Origin of the sequence: Rhodopseudomonas palustris (assembly GCF_003226555.1) — a bacterium.
Classification (GTDB): domain Bacteria; phylum Pseudomonadota; class Alphaproteobacteria; order Rhizobiales; family Xanthobacteraceae; genus Rhodopseudomonas; species Rhodopseudomonas palustris_I.
Genome location: NZ_QKQS01000023.1, coordinates 331050 through 350967, shown reverse-complemented (window position 1 = coordinate 350967; position 19918 = coordinate 331050). Strand labels below are relative to the sequence as shown.

At 66.3% G+C, this 19918-nt stretch carries 15 protein-coding genes; 6 read left to right on the top strand and 9 right to left on the bottom strand.

The window, feature by feature from the left end; genetic code table 11:
• The first annotated feature begins 48 nt into the window (after positions 1-48).
• Positions 49-648 (top strand): SCO family protein, encoded by a 600-nt coding sequence (locus tag DNX69_RS14180; protein WP_110786611.1) that lies wholly within the window; start codon positions 49-51, stop codon positions 646-648.
• Here the strand turns inward: DNX69_RS14180 and DNX69_RS14175 are convergent.
• A complete protein-coding gene (locus tag DNX69_RS14175) occupies positions 599-2689 on the bottom strand; it encodes a glycosyltransferase family 2 protein (RefSeq protein WP_110786610.1) in 2091 nt (696 codons plus the stop codon). The two genes, DNX69_RS14180 and DNX69_RS14175, sit on opposite strands and share 50 nt — an antisense overlap.
• A gap of 77 nt (positions 2690-2766) precedes the next feature.
• Between DNX69_RS14175 and DNX69_RS14170 the strand changes: the two genes are divergently transcribed.
• Positions 2767-3687 (top strand): transporter substrate-binding domain-containing protein, encoded by a 921-nt coding sequence (locus DNX69_RS14170; RefSeq protein ID WP_425327312.1) that lies wholly within the window; start codon positions 2767-2769, stop codon positions 3685-3687.
• 33 nt (positions 3688-3720) lie between these two features.
• The gene (locus DNX69_RS14165; RefSeq protein WP_110786608.1) at positions 3721-5358 is read left to right on the top strand and encodes a lysine--tRNA ligase; all 1638 of its coding nucleotides are present in this window, start codon (positions 3721-3723) and stop codon (positions 5356-5358) included.
• A gap of 40 nt (positions 5359-5398) precedes the next feature.
• Here DNX69_RS14165 and DNX69_RS14160 read toward each other — a convergent pair whose 3' ends face one another.
• Positions 5399-7078 (bottom strand): methyl-accepting chemotaxis protein, encoded by a 1680-nt coding sequence (locus DNX69_RS14160; protein ID WP_110786607.1) that lies wholly within the window; start codon positions 7076-7078, stop codon positions 5399-5401.
• A 561-nt stretch (positions 7079-7639) separates the two neighbouring features.
• Here DNX69_RS14160 and DNX69_RS14155 point away from each other — a divergent pair.
• Entirely contained in the window at positions 7640-7894 is a 255-nt protein-coding gene (locus DNX69_RS14155; RefSeq protein WP_110786606.1) for a superinfection immunity protein, read from the top strand.
• A gap of 61 nt (positions 7895-7955) precedes the next feature.
• On the opposite strand, the gene DNX69_RS14150 is transcribed toward DNX69_RS14155, so the two are convergent.
• From DNX69_RS14150 to DNX69_RS14120, 7 genes are all read right to left on the bottom strand, one after another.
• Positions 7956-8843, bottom strand: a complete 888-nt coding sequence (locus tag DNX69_RS14150; protein ID WP_110786605.1) for an efflux RND transporter periplasmic adaptor subunit — start codon at positions 8841-8843, stop codon at positions 7956-7958.
• 81 nt (positions 8844-8924) lie between these two features.
• Entirely contained in the window at positions 8925-10742 is a 1818-nt protein-coding gene (locus DNX69_RS14145; RefSeq protein ID WP_110786604.1) for an AsmA family protein, read from the bottom strand.
• A gap of 56 nt (positions 10743-10798) precedes the next feature.
• On the bottom strand, positions 10799-13903 hold the full coding sequence (locus DNX69_RS14140; protein ID WP_110786603.1) for an efflux RND transporter permease subunit: 3105 nt from the start codon (positions 13901-13903) through the stop codon (positions 10799-10801).
• Positions 13903-14790, bottom strand: coding sequence for an efflux RND transporter periplasmic adaptor subunit (locus DNX69_RS14135; RefSeq protein WP_110786602.1), 888 nt, complete (start codon positions 14788-14790; stop codon positions 13903-13905). Before DNX69_RS14135 ends, DNX69_RS14140 begins: the two co-directional genes overlap by 1 nt.
• A 159-nt stretch (positions 14791-14949) precedes the next feature.
• Complete coding sequence (locus tag DNX69_RS14130; protein ID WP_110786601.1) at positions 14950-15600, bottom strand: OmpA family protein; 651 nt, start codon at positions 15598-15600, stop codon at positions 14950-14952.
• 109 nt (positions 15601-15709) lie between these two features.
• Positions 15710-17146 carry a caspase family protein gene (locus DNX69_RS14125; RefSeq protein ID WP_110786600.1) on the bottom strand — a complete coding sequence of 479 codons (1437 nt, stop codon included), beginning with the start codon at positions 17144-17146 and terminating at the stop codon, positions 15710-15712.
• 169 nt (positions 17147-17315) lie between these two features.
• On the bottom strand, positions 17316-17813 hold the full coding sequence (locus DNX69_RS14120) for a MarR family winged helix-turn-helix transcriptional regulator (protein ID WP_110786599.1): 498 nt from the start codon (positions 17811-17813) through the stop codon (positions 17316-17318).
• Between the two features lie 120 nt (positions 17814-17933).
• Here DNX69_RS14120 and DNX69_RS14115 point away from each other — a divergent pair, with 120 nt between their 5' ends.
• The gene (locus tag DNX69_RS14115) at positions 17934-19559 is read left to right on the top strand and encodes an FAD-dependent oxidoreductase (RefSeq protein WP_349626985.1); all 1626 of its coding nucleotides are present in this window, start codon (positions 17934-17936) and stop codon (positions 19557-19559) included.
• Complete coding sequence (locus DNX69_RS14110) at positions 19556-19771, top strand: DUF2783 domain-containing protein (protein ID WP_110786597.1); 216 nt, start codon at positions 19556-19558, stop codon at positions 19769-19771. The genes DNX69_RS14115 and DNX69_RS14110 overlap by 4 nt, the downstream gene beginning before the upstream one ends.
• Positions 19772-19918 lie beyond the last annotated feature (147 nt).

Sequence of the window (19918 nt, the reverse complement as noted above, 5' to 3'; positions counted from 1 at the left end):
CAGAAATCTCGCCGCAGTGGCCGGTCCGAGCTCTCGAGGATTCCGCCGATGCCTGCAGAAGCAAAAACCATCCGCCCGCTCGTCGTCGTCGCTGCCTTCGCGGGCAGCCTGATCGTCGGTCTCGTGGTGGTGCTGTGGCTGCTCGGCGGACTGCAGAAAATTGCGGCGCCGGCGACGATCGGGGGACCGTTCCGCCTCACCGACCAGAACGGCCAGGTCGTCACCGAACAGAGCCTGAAGGGCAAACCGACGCTGATCTTCTTCGGCTTCACCCGTTGCCCCGACGTCTGCCCAACGTCGCTGTTCGAGCTTTCACAGGTGCTGGCCGCGATGGGCCCCGACGCCGACCGCGTTAACGCCTATTTCGTTTCGGTCGATCCCGAACGAGACACGCCGGCTTCAATGAAGGACTATCTGTCGAGCTTCGATCCGCATCTGAAGGGTCTGGTCGGCACGCCGGAAGCGACCGCGAAGATCGAGAAGTCCTATCGGGTTTATGCCAAGAAGGTTCCGCTGAAGGATGGCGACTACACGATGGATCACACCGCGCTGATCTATCTGATGGACAAGTCCGGCAATTTCGTCGCTCCCTTCAACATCAAGCGTAAGCCCGAGGACGCCGCGACCGATCTGAAGCGGTATTTGTAAAGCTGGCGGCTTGTCGCCATCGCCGTTGCTGGAAGGCCGGTTCCGGCACCATGGACTGCGCGCGGCGCGCGACGCCGTGCTGCGTCTTCTCCCAGCGATACGGGCACCAGACGTAATGAGCCAGTGCCCGCCACGCCGCCAAGGATAGGCACAGCCAGTACACCGGCGTCAGCGCCAGGGCGCCGGCATGCCGCCATTGCCGGCGCCGAGCCAGACCAAGCAGGCCGACCAGCCCGGTCGATGTCACGCCCGCCGCGATGGTTAGCCAATGCAGCGCAGTCGGCCTGCCCGGTGTCAGCCAGGTCGGCAGCAGCCCGGCCCAACCGGCCGCTGCCATCAGCATCAAGGCCAGCAGCAGCGGGTACACCAGCGCGGACAGAACATTGCCGCCGACCACCAGGTTGAGGGCGAGAAAGCCGCCCGGACCGGCCTCGCGCCACAGCCGGAGCGGATGGCGCATGTGCACCTCCCAGGTTTGTATCCAGCCTTTCATCCAGCGGGAGCGCTGACGCAGCCAGTTGCCGAAGGCGAGCGGCGCTTCTTCATAGGTCGTCGATCTGATGGTGATGCTGCGGTGGCCGAACCGGGCGAGTCGGAAGCCGAGGTCGGCGTCCTCGGTGACGTTGTGCGGATCCCAGGCGCCGAGCCCGCGCAGCACGTCGGTGCGAAAATGGTTCGAGGTTCCGCCGAGCGGCAGCGGCAGGCCGAGCGCGGCAAGGCCGGGCAGGAACAGGTCGAATTGGCCGGCATATTCGGCCAGGAAGGTCCGCGACAGCCAGTTGTGCGTCAGGTTGTCGATGCACAGGCTTGCCTGCACGCAGGCGGTTTCCGGGCTCGCCGTGTCGAACGCGGCCAGTGCGGTCCGCAACTGGTCCGGATCGGGCCGGTCTTCGGCATCGAACACCGCGATGAAGCTGCCCCGGGCGAAGGCCAGCGCGTAGTTGAGCGCCTTCGGCTTGGTCTTCGGCGCCACCGCGGGCGCAATCAGAACCCGCAGATACGGGCGGCGCTTCAGCCGTGCCAGCGCCGCGCGGGTGGCGAGATCGTCGGGCTCGATCACCAGCATCAGGTCGAGTTTTTCCCGCGGGTAGTCGAGGGCTTCGAGGGCCTCGACCAGCGATGCCACCGAATCGGCCTCGCGATACAGCGCCGCCACCACGGTGTAGACCGGCAAGTCGGCGTCAGTCTTCCTCTCTGCCGGTGAGTGCGTGCGGCGGGGCCATAGGCTGGCGAACAGTCGCAGTCCGGCGAAGCCGATGAACCAGAGCGCGAGGACTGTCGCGGTGAGGTCGCGAGCCGGGAAGATCGCCAGTATCAGAAGCGCGGCCACGCAGGCGCCGCGCTCCAGCCGCTGGCGCCACAACGGGCCGGCGTGGCGCGGTGCCGCCGACAGTGTCGGAAACCGGTGGTGCAGGTCGGCGCTGGCGGCTTCGGCGAGGGCCGATCCGCCGTGGTGCGTAAGGAAGCCTTCCAAAGCCGCGGACGAGGTGAGCCGCAGCCGCGGCCGGATCGCCGGAAACTGTTTCAGCAACAAGCACAGCCTGCGGCAAGCCAGCCGCCGCGGTGCGATCACCCACACCAGCTCGTCGTCCAGGCGGAGCGGAACGATCCCGGTCGCCGCCGCGGCGGTGATCTGTGCATCGCTCAACGGGCAATCGGATCGGCCGACCTGATCGAACTCTTCAAGGCCGATCTTGAGCGAGCCGCTCAGGTGGCGCAGATACGCCTGCTCCTCGATGACCCCCTGGTGGATCAGGACACGATCGGCACCGATCTCGAGTTCGCGGCTGCGCCGCGCTGCCGCTTGCAGCAGTGATGGCGCCAGCACGCCGCGCAGACAGTCGAGCTCCGGCGCCTCGTTGGTCCCGGACAGCAGGGGCGGGGCGATGAAACGATCGTCCGGACGCTGGTTGTCGTTGCCGATGTCGATCGGCCAAAACGCGAGAAAGCCGGGGCGTTCAGGCCACGAGGGCTCTGCCTCATCATCGCCGCGCCGCTCCATCACCGTATCGTACAGTCCGGCGCGGTCGGTCACGACCATGGCACGCCCCCAACGCAAACGGCACTCGCCTCCCGCGCCGGATGGTCTATAAGACCGCCGGTGCGGAACCCCTGATGATGCAACCACAGATTGTTTTTTCCGGCAAGGGCCGACTCTCCGCATGGCGCCGGAGCGTGGCGCTGCTATGGGTCGCCTTGGTGGCGTTGCTGACGGCCACACCCGTGCGTGCGGCCGAGACAAGTCCGGAGGCCAAGGCGGTCGCTGCGGCCACCGCCCACGCGGTACCCGGGTTCTGGGACCCGCGGCGCCGGCCGGAACGGCCGGACCTGTCGCGGCTGACCATGATCCGGTTCCTGACCGAGGTCGACTATCCGCCGTTCAATTTCACCGGCGCCGACGGCAATCCGGCCGGCTTCAACGTCGATCTGGCGCGGGCGTTGTGCGAAGAGATCAAGGTCACCTGCACGGTCCAAATGCGTAAGTTCGAGACGCTGCTCGATGCGCTGGCCAGCAACCGCGGCGATGCCATCATCGCGTCGCTGGCGGTGACGCCGCAAACCCGCGCCAAGGTCGACTTCACCGATCCGTATTATCGCACGCCGGCGCGCTTCGTTGCCCGCAAGGATGCGGTGATGGCCGAGATGCGGCCGGAATATCTCGAAGGCCGCAAGGTCGGCGTGATCGCGGGCTCGGCGCACGAAGCCTATCTGAAGGCGATGTTCACCGACGCCGAGCTGCATTCCTATCCGAATGCCGAGGTGCTCCGTGCGGCGCTGAAGCGCGGCGAGGTCGATTTCATTTTCGGCGACGCGATCTCGCTGGCGTTCTGGATCAACGGCACCGACTCGGAGAATTGCTGCGCGTTTTCCGGCGCGCCGTTCCTGGAGAGCCGCTATTTCGGCGAGGGCGTCGGGATCGCGGTGCGCAAGGGCAACGACACGTTGCGCCAGGCGCTGAATTGGGCGCTGTTCCGGCTTTGGGAAAAGGGCCAGTACACTGATCTTTGGCTGCGGTACTTCTCCGTCAGCCCATTTTGAAAGACCCGCCTGCAACGGCGGCCGGAGACCTGAATGACCACGATCGACCTTCCGAGCGCTTCCGAGCTGCGCACCCTCGCCGAACAATCCAACGCCTGGCCGTTCGAGCAGGCGCGCGCGCTGGTGAACCGGCTGAAAAAGCATCCGAAGGACGAGGTGCTGTTCGAGACCGGCTACGGCCCGTCCGGGCTGCCGCATATCGGCACGTTCGGCGAGGTCGCGCGCACCACGATGGTGCGCCACGCCTTTCGCGTGCTGACCGATGACAAGATCAAGACCAAGCTGCTGGCGTTTTCGGACGACATGGACGGCCTGCGCAAGGTGCCGGACAATGTCCCGAACAAGGAGCTGCTGGAGAGGAATCTCGGCAAGTCGCTGACCAGCGTACCGGATCCGTTCGGCACCCACGATTCGTTCGGCGCGCACAACAATGCGCGGCTGCGCGCCTTCCTCGACACCTTCGGCTTCGATTACGAATTCGCCTCGGCGACCGACTACTATAAGAGCGGCCGGTTCGATGCGACGCTGCTCAAGGTACTGGAGCGGCTCGACAAGGTGATGGCGATCATGCTGCCGAGCTTGCGCGAGGAGCGCGCCGCCAGCTATTCGCCGTTCCTCCCCATTTGCCCGCGCACCGGCGTGGTGCTGCAGGTGCCGATCGTCGCGCACGACGTTGCGGCCGGCACGGTGTCCTACGACGATCCGGAAACCAGCGAGCGCGTCACCGTTCCGGTCACCGGCGGCCATTGCAAGCTGCAATGGAAGCCGGATTGGGCGATGCGCTGGACCGCGCTCGGCGTCGACTACGAGATGGCCGGCAAGGACCTGATCGACTCGGTGAAGCTGTCCGGCAAGATCGCCCAGGCGATCGGCGGCACGCCGCCGGAGGGGTTCAACTACGAGCTGTTCCTCGACGACAAGGGCCAGAAGATCTCGAAGTCGAAGGGCAACGGGCTGACGATCGAAGAGTGGCTGCGCTATGCGTCGCCGGAATCGCTGTCGCTGTTCATGTATCGCGAGCCGAAGGCGGCGAAGCGGCTGTATTTCGACGTGATCCCGCGCAATGTCGACGACTATCAGCAGTTCCTCGACGGCTATGCGCGGCAGGACCTGAAGCAGCGGCTCGCCAACCCGGTCTGGCACATCCATTCCGGCAATCCGCCGAAGGCCGACATGCCGGTCACCTTCCAGCTGCTGCTGACGCTGGTGTCGTCGTCCAATGCCGAGAATGCCGAAACCCTGTGGGGCTTCATCGGGCGCTACCGGCCGGGCGTGACGCCGCAGAGCCATCCCAAGCTCGACGCGATGGTCGGCTACGCGATCAACTACTATCGCGACTTCGTGGCGCCCACCAAGGTGTTCCGCGAGCCGACCGATCAGGAGCGTGCGGCGCTGCAGGACCTGCGCGATGCACTGTCACAGCTGCCGGCGGACGCGACGGCGGAGGCGATCCAGGACGTAGTCTACGAGATCGGCCGCCGCGAGCCGTTCCTCGATCACAAGAAGGCCGCCAAGGACGGCAAGCCGGGCGTGTCGCTCGACTGGTTCAACCTGCTGTACCAGGTGCTGCTCGGCCAGGAAAAAGGCCCGCGCTTCGGCTCCTTCGTCGCCGTCTACGGCGTCGCCAATGCGGTGGCGATGATCGACGGCGCGCTGGCGCGTAGCGCGTAAGGCAAACGGGTCGCGTTGCTTTACAGTGGCGCGACGCCGCTCAGGCGGCACGGACCGCAGCGGAGAAGCGGTCGACCTCGGTCTTGAGATGGCGGCTTTCCGCCAGCAGCGCGGCGGCGAGATCGTGCACATGCGTGGAGGCGGAGCCGGTGTTTTCGGCGCCTTCGCGGACCGCGCCGATCGTCCCTGAGACCTCGGTCGCGGCTTCGGCAGATTGGCGCACCGCGCTGGCGATGTCGCGCATCGCGGCGCCCTGGTGGTCCACGGCCGAGGCCGTCGAATCCGAGATTTCCGAGATCTGCAGGATGGTGTTGCCGATCGCTTCGATGGCCGAAACCGACGATTCGGTTGCGCTCTTCATCTGACCGATCTGCTCGGTGATCTCTTCGGTGGCGCGCGCGGTCTGCGCCGCCAGCGCCTTCACTTCGGCGGCCACGACTGCGAAGCCTCGTCCGGCCTCGCCGGCGCGTGCGGCTTCGATAGTCGCGTTGAGCGCCAGCAAGTTGGTCTGGGAGGCGACGGCGTTGATCAGATCCACCACGTCGCCGATGCGGCCGGCGGCGTTCGACAGCTCTGCGATTCGTGCGTTGGTTTCCTGTGCCTGCCGGACTGCGGCCTGAGAGATGCTTTGTGATCGGCGGACCTGCTGACCGATCTGCGAGGTCGACGAGGCCACCTCGTTACAGGAGACCGAGGCGGCTTGCGCTGTGGCGCTGGATTGTTGCGAAGCAGACGCCACAGTGGTGGCCAGCCGCTGTGTCGTTTCGGCGGCTCCCTCAAGCTGTCTCGCGGCTGCCTCCATCTCGGCGGAGGTGGACGTCACGGTTTGGACGATCCGGCCGATCGCGCGATCGAGATCGTCCGCGATCTGGTGGATCGCGGACCGACGGTCGGCGTCGGCCCGTGTCTTGATGGTTTGCTCGGACTCCATCGCCTCCACCCGCAGCGCATTGTCCTTGAACACCTGCACGGCTCGCGCCATCGCGCCGACCTCGTCGCGGCGCTCGATCGCCGGAATAGCAACGGCCCGATCGCCGCTGGCCAGCCGGCGCATCACCTCGGTCATGCCGGTGATCGGAGCGATCACGCCTTTGACGATCCCTGCCAGGCCGGCAACGAACAGTAAGAATACCGTGCCGAACACGCCCCATAGTAGATAATTGAGGTCGGCCACGCGGATGGCCGTCGCGGCCTCGGTCGCGGCGTTCAGATCGTTGGTACGCTTGACGATATCGTCGATGATCGCGCGATGCGCCGTGTAGGCGGAGGTGAGGTCCTTGTAGGCCTGCATCGCGGTGTCCGGGTCCTTGGCATCGATCGCCGGGAACAGGCTCGCATCAAGAATCTTCCAGAATTTTTGCACCTCGCGATCCGAATCGCCGATCAGTCGAGCCTTGATGCTCGGCTCGAGCGGGGCCTTGGTCCAGAAAGCGTGACGTTCCTGATACTCTTTCTTCAAGCGGTCGAGCCGTTCGCGATGAACCGCGGAGGAGCCGGGGTCCTCCAGCGCCAGCGTCGCCTCCAGATAAGCTTCGATCACATAAGCGGGCGGGGGGAGGATATCCGCCACAAGATCGTTTCCCAGCTTGATCTGATCATACAGCGGTCCTCCGACCTTGAGCTGGGCCAGGCCGTATAGGCTGGCCCCGAAGATTGCGCCGAGGCCGGATCCGATGATGAGGCCGAATAGAAGAACCGCCCGGGTGATCGTCAGTCGCATCTAAGCCTCTCAGGTCAAAGCCGCACAAATCGGCGCACTCGCGGGAAGGTCTTTAACATCCCGAAGTGGCATCTCGGTTCGATCGACGAGGTCTTCAGTATCTCACTGTTGGCCTTGAGTGTTACTCGTGGAACTACCAAATCTGATACTTCTGGCGAGACAATTGCATTGCGTGAACTACGTAGTCGGCGTGATGCGTTGTCGGCGCGAGCGGGCGTGTCGAGGGGGCATGGCAGGCTGGGACGTACGAAGAAGTCGTGGCTGCTCCGATCGCGAGTCGCCCTGCCTGGCGATATTCATGATACTGGTCGTGAGTGGCCTGCTGATACCTGCCGTGGGCCCGACTTTATGCCGCGGGGCTGTCGGCCGCGTTGAAGTGCCGCAGTCTGTCGCGTGGCACTTTTGATTTCAAACAAAGTTTGTTGCGTCGCGTCTTTCGCACAGTTCACGCAACGATAATCCCTTCTCGGGTCGCCGCTCGAACGGCCCCGTCAGTTAGCTCGTCAGCTCCAAAGGGAAAGACAGTGCCGTTTCTCACATCGGATCTCATGGAGGAAGACAATGTCTGCACTGGCTGGACTGCCTTACGACGCCAATATGCCGGCGATCGTGTGGTCGATGTATCTCGTTGCTGCTGCGTTGTACTGCGCGCCGATGCTGATCGCGTTCGCGCGCAACGTCGAATATAAATGGGGACTGTACGCCGGCAATCTGCTGCTCGGCTGGACCGGGATCGGCTGGGCCTACGCACTGTACTACGCCGTGTTCGCCGACAAGGAACGTGCGGCGCAGCCCCGGCTGTCCCCGATTCGATAGTTCGCCGGCGTCGCGATAGCGGCTGGTCGCGCCCGACGAAAGCCGCAAGGCGTCTTGGTGATTACTTCGCCGAGGCGCCCGCGGCCAGCACCGGCTTCACCGTGTCGCCTTCGCGGAGCTGGGCTCCAGCGCGCGCGACCACGATGTCGCCTTCCTTCAGGCCGCTCCGGATTTCGACGTTGCCGTTGTCCATCAGGCCGATCTCGACGCGCCTTGTTTCGACGGTCTGACGCCGCACCACCTGCACGATGGTGCCGACCGGATTGTAGATGACAGCGGTCAGCGGCACTGAAATGCCGCAGCTCTCGCCGGTCTTGATCGTGGCACGGCCGGAGGCGTTGGCGAGCAGGCGCTTGTCGGAGCTGAGGCCGACGAACACATTGCCGAGCTGGGTCTTCGGCTCGACGGTCGCCGAGATGCGGCGGACCTTGCCCTGCATCTCGCTGGTGTCGCCGACCACCTTCACGGTTGCGGTCTGGCCGGCCGAGAGGCGCGGCATGTCGCGGGTCGGCACCTGTCCGACCAGATCGAATTCGCCGCGGGTGACGATGGTGAACAACGCTTCGCCCTTCGAGGAGGCCGGCGCCCCGATCAAGGCGGTCGACGCCGACACTAGGCCAGCGACGGGCGCCTGCACCGTCGTCCCGCCCTCGAGCTTCGCCAGTGCCTGGCCTTGCGTGACGGTCTCGCCGGGATCGACCAGCAGGTCGCTGACCTTGGCGCCGGGCCGGTCCGGTCGCACTGAGACTTCGTCGCGCGGGATCAGGAAGCCGGAGACTTCCACCGTGGCCGGGAAACAGGCCTTGGCGGCGACCAGCACCGTCACCGCCGCGCCGCTGCGCTCGCTCTGTTGGGCCCGCGCCGGCTGGGTCAGTACACAGGCGAGCGCCAGCATCGGCAGCGCCGCACTGCGGTGGCGGCGCGCGGCGCGCCCGCGAGTCATGGTCATCCTCGTTCCTCGTCTCGATGGCACCGGGGCCTCATGTCGTGGCCCGGCGGGCTGCGTCGGCTCGATTGGCGGCATCGGGCGTCACCGTCCGAACAATTGTTTGATGATCGTGTTCACCGCGGCGCCGCCGTCGTCACCGGGGTGGTCCGCGCCGCCCGGGGCATTGTCGGTGCGGCCGCTCCCGAGCAGGCCGAACAGACCGTTGCCGATCTGGCGCAGCCGCTGATACGCGGCGTCCGGATTGTCGAGCACGCCGGCGATGTTGGGGAAAATCCGCGGTGCGATCCACGGGCCTTCGATCCGAACCGGAATGCCGAGCCCGATCGGCTCCGCGCTCGGCGTGCCGATGCCGCGCTCCAATGCGCTCTGGCCTTCTGTGGTCGGCACCAGCTTTGGCTCGACCTTCAGCGCCAGCGTCTTGGCCGGCAGGTTGATAGTGCCGGCGCCGGTCATTCGGACCAGCGGCCCGGCGAGCCTGAGGTCGGAGGTCTCCGCCTGGCCTTGCGTGATCCTGAACGATGCGGCGAAGGCGCTGAGATCGGTGACGTCGGTCGGGGCGAGCTGCCAGCCGTTCTGGGTATGGGCGGTCAGATTGCGGATCATCCGCGCGACATCGAGCCCTCGGATCGCACCGTCGCGGATGCCGAGATCGGCGCTGCCATTGAGGTTCGCGGCGATGGCGCGCGGGCTGCCGCCGCTGCTACGGAGCGCCAGCTTCGCCTGCATCTTGCCGTCGACCCGATCGAAATCGGCCAGGCCGTCGAGCAGCGGCAGGGCGTGAACGCCGTCGATGTCGCATCGCAGATCGAACGCGGGTGTCGCGCCCGACGCGTCGATCACCAGCGTGCCGGACGCTTGCCCGCCATAGGCACCGAGACGGCTCGCTTGCACCGACAGCACGCCGCCGGCCAGCTTGGCGTCGGCGGACGCCGGCGCGATCCGCGCCGGGCCGATGTTCAGTTCAGTCGCCGACAGCCGGACCTCGGCGTCGACATAATTGAGGCCGACGAGATCGAGTGGTGTCTCGCTCCATGGCGCGCCCGGCGGCGCCGAGCGAGTGATGGCGACGAGATCGAGTCGTTGAAAGTCGAGGTCGAGCTTGACCAGCGGCTTGCCGGCGACGTCCACTGAAGCCCAGCCGTTGAACGGCGCATCGCCGAGCTTGCCGCTGACGCCGTTGATCGCCAGCGTGGTGCCGCGCAGCCGCGTTTCCGCCTTGGCGTTCAGCCGCGACGTCAGCAGGCCCGGCGCGTCCAGCGTGAGGTCGACCAGCATCGGCTGCTGGTCGTCGGACGGCGGCTTGGCGGTCAGTTCGAACGACACCGGCGAGCGGCCGAGCGTGGCCGAACCGCTGGCGGTGACCGGGCCTTGGGCATCGTCGCGCTCCACATCGGCCTGGATGCCGGCGATCCGTCGTTCGATCCGATCGGTGGCGCTGGTCATCACGACCGCGCCGTCTTGGATCACGATGCGCTCGATCTCGGCGAGCTTCGCGCCGTCTTGACGCGCGGGGGCAGGTGCGGCCGCAGCCTCGTCACGCCGGCGGAGCAGTGGCAACGACAGTTCGGGGCTGATCAGCGTCAGCTCGGTGATCCGCGGGGTTCCCGACATCAGGCTGGTCAGCGGCAGTTCGGCGCGGACGGTTGCGATCTTCAGCCGGGGATCATGGGGGCGGCCTCCCGGCAATTCCGCCGTGACATCGTGCAGGGTGAGCGTGGCGGCCGGAAACAGCCGGACGGTGCCGGCCCCGCCGATCGTCACCCGATATCCGGTGTCGCGCTCGATCCGGCTTTGGATTGCGCCGGTCAGTGCGCCGGCCGGAATCCCGATCGCGATCAGCAACGTGGCCGCGACGAGGAGCAGGGCGACGACGGCGCCAGCGATCCTGATCGGCTTCATCTCGGCTCCTTGCGCATCGGCTGTCTTGGCCCCGTCTCTGTGCCGACCTAACCGCCTCAGAGCGACGACTTTTTGGCGGGCGGTGCAGTCTCGGCCGCGTCCCGCGCGCTGCCACTGAGCAGCCGCCTGCCGACCGCCCAGAAGCCGCGGCCGACGTCGTCCATCATCATGAACACAGCGGGCACGAAGATCAGCGACAGCACCGTGGAGAAGATCAGGCCGCCGATCACCGCCAGCGCCATCGGCGAACGGAATTCGCCGCCGGCGCCGAACGCCAGCGCACTCGGCGTCATGCCGGCCACCATCGCGATCGTGGTCATCACGATCGGGCGGGCGCGCTTCTGGCCGGCGTCGATGATCGCGGCGTCACGGCTCTTGCCCTCGCGGATCGCCTCCATGGCAAATTCGATCAGCATGATGGCGTTCTTGGTGACGATGCCCATCAGCATCAAGATGCCGATCCACACCGGCGTGGTGAGCTGCTTGCCGGTCAGCAGCAGCGCGCCGATCGCACCGCCGATCGACAGCGGCAGTGAGAACAGGATGGTGATCGGCTGCAGGAAGGTGCCGAACAGCAGCACCAGCACCGCATACACCATCATCAGGCCGCCGCTGATCGCGGTGGCGAAGCCGTCCGACAGTTCGGCGAGGTTTTCCGCATCGCCGGACGGGCTGACCTTGACGCCCTTCGGCAGCGACTTCATCACCGGCAATTCGTTGATCTGCTTGGTGGCGTCGCCGAGCGCGGCATTGCCGACCAGATCGGCCGCGACGGTGGCGTGGCGCAGCCGGTCGTAGCGATTGATGCTGGTCGGGCCCTGGTCGAAGCCGACGTCGGCGACGACCGACAGCGGCACCGCGCCGTGGCCGCCATAGACCGGTACCTGAAGCTGTTCGAGCGTGGCGAGTTCGCCGCGCGCCGAATCCTCGAGCTGCACCCGGATCGGCACCAGCCGGTCGCCGGCATCGAACTTGGCGAGCGCCGGACCGACGTCGCCGATGGTCGCGACCCGGATGGTCTCGGACAGGCTCTCGGTCGAAACCCCGAGCCGGGCGGCGAGATCGGCGCGTGGGCGGATCCGTAGCTCCGGCCGATCCAGTGCGGTTTCCGAAATCACGTTGGAAATCAGCGGAATCCGCTTCATCTGCGAGGCGAGTTCCTGGGCGACGTTGTCGACCACGGCGCTGTCGTCGCCGGTTACCACCAGCGAGATCGCGCGCAGCCCGTTCTCGTCGAGGAACCAGTAGCGGATGTCCGGCACCTGGTCGAGCTGCTTGCTGATCTCGTGCTCGAGATCGCGCTGGGTGATCGAGCGGTCGTGCTTGGGCGTGTAGTTGATGATCAGCGAGGCGCGGCGGACTTCCTGGATGCCGGGCGGCACCCGGCCGCCATCGACGAACACGCTTCGGACCTCAGGCCGCTCGCGCAGCAGCTTGACGATCGCCTCGGTGGTCTTTTCGGTCGTCCCGATCGGAGTGCCGGGCGGCAGCTGCATCGCCAGCACCGAGCGGGCAGTGTCCTGCGCCGGCAGGAAGCCTTGCGGCAGCAGCACGATGCTCCAGATCGATGCGGCGAAGATGCCGAGCCCGATCAGCACCGTGATGTAATAGTGATGCACCGACCAGGTGACGATCCGGGTATAGGCCCGCAGCACGCGGCCCGGCGGCTTCTCGACGTGCGGATGGTCTTTGAGGAAATACGCCGCCAGCACCGGCGTGACGAACCGCGCCGCCAGCAACGAGAAGAACACCTGCACCGAGACGGTGATGCCGAACTGCTTGAAGAATTGCCCGGCGATGCCCGACATGAAGCTCGCCGGCGCAAAGATCGCGATGATGGTCAGCGAGATCGCGATCACTGCGAGGCCGATCTCGTCGGCGGCCTCGATCGCCGCCTGATACGGCGATTTGCCCATCCGCATGTGGCGGACGATGTTCTCGATCTCGACGATGGCGTCGTCGACCAGGATGCCGGTCGACAGCGTAATGGCGAGGAAGCTGACGAGGTTCAGCGAGAACCCCAGCATGTCCATTGCCCAGAACGCCGGGAAGATCGACAGCGGCAGCGAGATCGCCGCGATCACGGTGGCGCGGAAATCGCGCAGGAACAGGAACACGACGATGACGGCGAGGATCGCGCCCTCGAACAGCGTCGAGATCGCCGCCTCGTAATTGCCTTTGGTGTAGTCGACCGAGGTATCGATCAGCTTCAGCTCGACGTCGGGATATTGCGCGGCCAGCGCATCGATCCGCTTCTGCACCGCTTCGGCGACCACGACGTCGCTGGCGCCCTTGGAGCGCTTGATGCCGAGCGCCACCACCGGCTCGCCATTGAAGCGCGCGAAGGTGCGGCGCGCCGCGATGGTGTCGGTCACGGTGCCAAGATCGTCGAGCCGCACCTCGCCACCGGCGTTCAGGCTGATCATGGTGCCGGCGAGGTCGTTCAGCGTCCGGGCGCCAGCCAGGGTGCGGATCGCCTGATCGTTGTTGCCGATCTCGGCGCGGCCGCCGGCCAGATCGACATTCGTGCCACGCAGCCGCCGCGACACGTCGAGCGCGGTCAGTCCCGCGGCGCGCAGCCGGTCGGGATCGAGCGATACCAGGATCTCGCGTTCGACGCCGCCGATGCGCTCGACCTGGGCGACGCCGCGCACGCCCTGCAGCGCGCGCTTGACGACGTCGTCGACGAACCAGGAGAGCTGTTCCGGCGTCTTGCCGGGCGAAATCGCTGCGTAGGTGACGATCGGCAGGCCGATCACGTCGACGCGCTGGATCAGCGGCTCGTTGATGTTCTGCGGCAGGTTGGCGCGGACCCGCGTCACCGCGTCCTTGACGTCGTTGAGCGCGCGCTCGGTGTTGGTCTCCAGCGCGAACTGGATCGTCGTCACCGACAAGCCGTCGGTGATCGAGGAAGCGATGTGGCGAACGCCTTCGACGCCGGAAACGCCGTCCTCGATGGTCTTGGTGACCTGCGCTTCCAGCTCGGCCGGCGCGGCGCCGAACTGCGACACCGCGACCGAGATCACCGGAATGTCGGCGCTCGGCAGCCGCGTCACCGCCAGCTTAGTGAAGCTGATCCAGCCCAGCGCCAGCAGGATGATCGAGAATACGATCGAGGGCAGCGGGTGCCGGATCGACCAGGAGGAAACGTTGAGGCCCATCAGCGCGCTTTCGATCGCTCGGAATCGGTGGTGAAAATCGGCTTGATGCGGTCGCCGTCGTGCAGCGAAGTGCCGGCGTCCGCCACCACGATCTCGCCTTCGCGCACGCCGTCGACGATCTCGATCGCGCTGTCTGAAGTCAGCCCGACTTTGACCGAGCGGGTCTCGACGACGTTGTCTTTCACCACCTGCACGGTGGAATGGTCGATCGCCGAGCGCGGAATCGCGACGCCGCAGCTCCGCCGCGCATCGATGGTGACACGGACGAACATCCCGACCTTCAATGCGGGCGACGCCGCCAGCGCGATCCGCACCTGGCCGAATTGGGTCTTGCGGTCGATCTGCGGCGCGCCGAGCCGCACCGTGCCGGTGAATTCGGCGCTTTCGTCGCGGCTGATCCGCGCAGTGGCGCCGGGGCGGACCTTGAGGGCGTGAATGCTCGGCACTTCGGCTTCCACTTCGAGTTCGTTGCCGACCGCGATCCGCAGCATGGGGCCGGCGTGCGGCGAAGCCGGTGCGCCGGCGATGGTCCGCACCTCGGTGATCAGGCCGGCCGCCGGCGCTTTCAGCGTCCTGCTACCGCCGGCCCCGGTGAGGCGAACCAGGTCCTGATTGTCGGTGACGATGTCGCCCTCGTGCACCAGAACGTCGGTGACGCGGCCCTCGCCGTCGGCGATCACCACCGCCTCCTTGCGCGGCACCACGAAGCCGGTGACTCGAACCTTGTCGGAGAAGCAGGCGTTGGTGGCTTTGGCAACGACGACCTGCACGCCTGCATTGGTCGCGGGCTGATCCGCGCGGACCATCGTGACCATGGCGCAAAGCAGGCCGGCCGCGATCGCAGCGCGTGCCGGCAACAGGTTCGGGCGGGTCCACGCATCGATCATCTTTGTACTCGCCGAACTGTCGAAAGGCCTGACGTCACCCCGGGTCTCGCCCTCGCGCGCGCCGGGGCCTCTATACACCGCTCAATAGTGACAAAACAGCGAAGGCGTCCCGCGGAGCGGAACGCCTCGAAGCGTGGCCGGTATCGGTTGGAACGCCGATCATTTGGCAGAGGCGCTCTGGTCCAACATGTTGACCACCTGGACCCTGCGATTGACGCCGCTATCGGGATGCGCCGGGTCTTTCAGCCGGCTCTCGCCATAACCGACGGTGACGAGGTCGGCACCCGCAATACCGTACTTCTCGACCAGCACCCGCTTGATGGTATCGGCGCGGCGTTCCGATAGTTCCTGATTGAAGCCCTCGCCACCGACGCTGTCGGTATGGCCGGCGACCACGAAAGTCGCACCTTTGAGGTCGGGGCTGGACAGCGCCTTGCCGAGCGCTTCGACCGCTGGCGCCGCCTGACGGCTGATATTGGCGGAGTTGTACTCGAAGGTGATTTCGAGATCGATGTTCGGCTTGTCCTTGGTGATCTCGGCAATCTGGGTCCGTTCGGCGGACGACAGCGATCGCGTCGGCCGGTTGCGCAGGCCGTCGACGAACTTGATCTGGGACGGGTCTGCGGTTGCGGCGACCGGCTGTGCGGCCGATAGGCTGCGGGTCAGCGGCTTGTTCGGGCTCAGCGCTCGCACGATCTGGTCCGATGTGACCTCGCCGGCCACGGCGACGCTGAGCGGGAGCATCGCGCCCAGTCCCAGGACGATCGCACCAAGTGGGCGGCGGCGTCGATCTGCTGACATCCAGAGCATCGTTTGGTCTCCTGCGGTTGGGCGATCGCCTCGCTGGCCATGGAGAGGCACCGCCTCGTCGTTCTGATCGTCGCGCCATCGCGCCGACAGGTTCAACGCATTGCTGCGGCTATTGCACGCCGTAGCCGGCGAATTCCTGGCCGATGTTCGGATCGAGCTTTTTGGCGGTCGTCAGGTCGATGTCCCCCTCGGAGGTGAGCCCGATCCGTTTGCGCGCCAGTCCGCGGCCGTACAGCGACGAGGTCAGCCGCGGATTGAGCTTGAGCGCCGCGTCGAAATCGGCGATCGCGGCCTTGTCGCGGCCGCTCTTCAGATGCAACAGCCCGCGGCTGTCGAGCGCATCGACGAAATTCGGCCGGAGCTGCAGCGCCTGGTTGCAGTCGATCAGCGCGGGCTCCAATTCGCCGATCACGGTGCGGACCCAGCAGCGGTTGTTGTAGGCCTCGACGTCCTTGGGGTTGAGCCGGATCGCTTCGTCGAAATCCTTAATCGCGGTCCGATATGCGCCCTTGCTGGCATAGACCTGACCGCGCCGGTAATACGCATTGCCGTCCGATGGCTTCTCCGCAATCCGCGCGGTCAGCGATTTCACGGTCGGGTCGCTGGCGAGCGCCAGCACCAGTTTGTCGTCGTCGTGCCCCCCCGTTGGCTTTGCTGCCGCAGCCTGTGGTGGCTTGACCTCGGGGGTCGTCGGTGTCGGCGCCGGCTTTGCGGTCTCGGCCGGAGTGGCGGTGGCGGGCGGCTTTGCAGGCTCGACCACGGCCGCTGGTTTGTCCGCCGTCTTGGCGCCGGCAACGAAAACGAAGTCTTCGGCCAACGACGACGAGATCCATGGCACCTGTTCGCCGTGCGAGGCGCGGGTGACGGCGGTGCGGGTGCGATTGAATCCCTCCTCGGCCGACCGTCCGGGCGCCAGGAGTTCCTCGCGTAGCGCGCTGACGAACGGGCTGCGTGCGCTCTCATTGTCTGGGACGACGGCGCTGAGTGCGGCGGCGTACATCACCAGCGATCCGCTTGGCGCGATCACCGGCGCGAGACCTGCGGAGAAGCTGCGGAAGCGTCGCTCGAACGGATTGCGGCGCGACGCGTCGATCAGTGCAATTTTGATCGATGCGCCGCGGCCGTTCAGCTCATTGAGGACGGTCTCGAGCGCAATGCCGCCGCGCCGGACGTCGGGCTCGGTCCAGATCTGCGCATCGACCGGGATCAGATAGCTCTGCCGGCTCGATTGGATCCCGAAGCCGCTAAAGAACACCAGCGCGGCTGCGCCGGGTTTGGTCCTCTGATACAGCCGGTCGAAGGCCCGACGCATCGCATCGCCGCTGAGGTCCTCGCCGAGTTCGACGTCGAAGCCGGCGCGCCTCAGCTCGTCGGCGAGCTCGCGGGCATCGCCGACCGCCTGACTCAGCGGTTTGTCGGCATCCGGATATTTGCTGTTGCCGATCACCAGTGCGACCCGCGGCGTCGAGCCATCCGCGGCGAATGACCGAGGCGCCGCGATGATCGCGGCGAGTACAAGCACGACCAAGCCGAGATGAATCTTCATGTGGAGCCGGACCTGCAGAGGTAGGGCCCACGGGCCGGGCCGATCAACTCAGACTTTATGCTCCCCATCTCACCCCGCCGTCGTCGCGCCTGTCAATCACCACCGGTGGCGGCTCGGGTCGTCTAGCAGCCTCGTATTTCCGGATCGCGACGCGAAGACCAGAGATCGGCTAGCCGACTGCAGCCGGCACTTTTGCGGGCGCCGTCTCGGAATGGTCGTGGCTGGCCTGGATCAGGTTCAGATGCCGCTCGATCTTGCCGAGGGCGGCGGACAGCCGTTCGCGCTCCCGCTCCGTCAGGCAGGACAGGATCTCCTGCTCCTTGCGCATCAGCCGCGGCACCAGCTCGTGATACAGCGCGCGGCCCTTCTTGGTCAGACGCAGCCGAAGCTCGCGGCGATCGTCCTCGTTCTCGACCCGTTCGATCAGTTCACGCTCGAGCAGGCCGGTGACCGCACGGCTGATGGTCGACTTGTGCGTGCGTGTGCACTGCGCAATGAACTGCGCCGTGCAGGCGTCGTTGCGGAAGCCGAGCGTGGCGAGAATGCGCCAGCCGGGAATGTCCAGCCCATAGCGCTGCTGATACTCCTCCGACAACGCGGCGCTGACTTCCGCGGCCAGCCGGTTGAGCTGGAACGGCACGAACGAGAACAAATCGAGCTTCGGCAAAAATTTCTCCCAGGCCGGGTTGCGCGGCGCGACGATCGCGGCTTAGATAGTTGCAAATGAAACTATCACGCGGGAGGACGCCTTGACCAGCGCTTTGCATCGGCGAACGGGTCGGCAGGGCTGAGGCCGATGGCTCACCAGGAGCATTTCCAGTTCGGCTATCGCCGGCATCCGGATCAGGATCGCCAGCAGCCGGCGCGCCATCCGGTGGTGGTGGTCGGCGCCGGCCCGGTCGGGCTGTCGCTGGCGATCGATCTGGCGCAGCGCGGCCAGAACGTGGTGCTGCTCGACGATGCCGACCGGATCGGCGAAGGCTCGCGCGCAATCTGCTTCTCCAAGCGGGCGCTCGAAGTCTGGGACCGGCTCGGCGTCGGCGCCCAGATGGTCGAAAAGGGCGTGATCTGGCAGGTCGGCAAGATCTTTCGCCGTGACGAGATGGTGTATCGCTTCGACCTGCTGCCCGAGACCGGTCACAAGATGCCGGCCTTCATCAATCTGCAGCAATACTACGCCGAGGCGTTCCTGGTCGGCCGTGTGCAGCAGCTGCCGGGAATCGATCTGCGATGGCGCAACAAGGTGACGGCACTCGCCCAACATAATGATCATGCCGAGCTGACGATCGAGACGCCGGACGGGACCTATCGTCTCGCCGCCGACTACGTCGTCGCCTGTGACGGTGCCCGTTCGAGCCTGCGCGGCATGGTCGGCGCCGAGTTTGCCGGCGAAGTGTTCGAAGATCAGTTCCTGATCGCCGACGTGAAGATGACGGCGGAGTTTCCGACCGAGCGCTGGTTCTGGTTCGATCCGCCGTTCCACTCCGGCCAGTCGGCGCTGCTGCATCGCCAGCCCGACGACGTCTGGCGGATCGATCTGCAGATCGGCGCCGAGGCCGATGCCGCAGTCGAGCGCCAGCCGGAACGGGTGCGCCCGCGGATCGAGCGGATGCTTGGCCACGGCGATTTCAGCTTCGAGTGGATCTCGATCTACAAGTTCCAGTGCCGGCGGATGCAGCGCTTCCTGCACGAGCGGGTGATCTTCGCCGGCGACTCGGCGCATCAGGTGTCGCCGTTCGGCGCGCGCGGCGCCAATTCGGGTCTGGAGGACGGCGAGAACCTCGCCTGGAAGCTCGATCTGGTGTTGCGCGGGCAGGCGCCGGCCAGTCTGCTCGACAGCTACGATATCGAGCGCAGCCAGGCCGCCGACGACAACATCCGCCACTCCACCCGCTCGACCGATTTCATCGCGCCGCATTCCAAGCAGGAACGCCGGCTGCGCGACGCGGTACTGGCGCTGGCCCACGACGTCGAATTCGCCAAGCGGATGGTCAATGCCGGCCGGCTGTCGACGCCCTCGGTGTACGACAGCCCCCTGTCCACGCCGGATGTCGATGGCTGGGCCGCCGGTCCACGCCCTGGCGCCGCGCTGATCGATGCGCCGCTGTGTTCCGCCGAAGGCGAGCCGCTGTTTCTCACCGATGCGTTCACACAGGCAGGCCGTAACTTCGTGCTGCTCGAAAGCACCAATGGCGTGCGCGCGCCGCTGCCCGCCGGAGTCGCAAGTCTGCGCATCGGCGACGACGCCCCGCTGCGCGACCAGCATGGCGCCTTCGCGCAGCGCTACGATGCCGCGCCGGGCTCGGCCTATCTGCTCCGCCCGGATGGCTACGTCGCCGCGCGCTTCCGGCACCCCACGGCAGATGCAATCGATGCGGCGCTGGCGCGCGCGAGCGGGAGGGGTTTGTCATGACCGCCGTGCTGTCGACTAGAAGCAATTTCGCCGATCCGGACGCCGCCTACCGGCTGATCGTCGAGGCCCATCGCGGCCTCGGCGACGAACAGAGCGCAGCACTGGACGCTGCCTTGGTGCTGATCCTCGCCAACCACATCGGCGATCTCGATCTGCTCCGCGAAGCAACGGCGCTGGCGAAACGGAGCGTGGTGGAGGGGCAACGGGAGTGACCGGCGTCAACCAAACCGCGCGGCGTAGGCGCCTCGCCCCAAGGTTCGTAATTCCGGGGCGCGCCGTCAGGCGCGAACCCGGAATCTCGAAGTGATGGTGGGAAGCGGCAGTCGCAGAACAGCTCGGGATTCCGGGTACACTCGCTG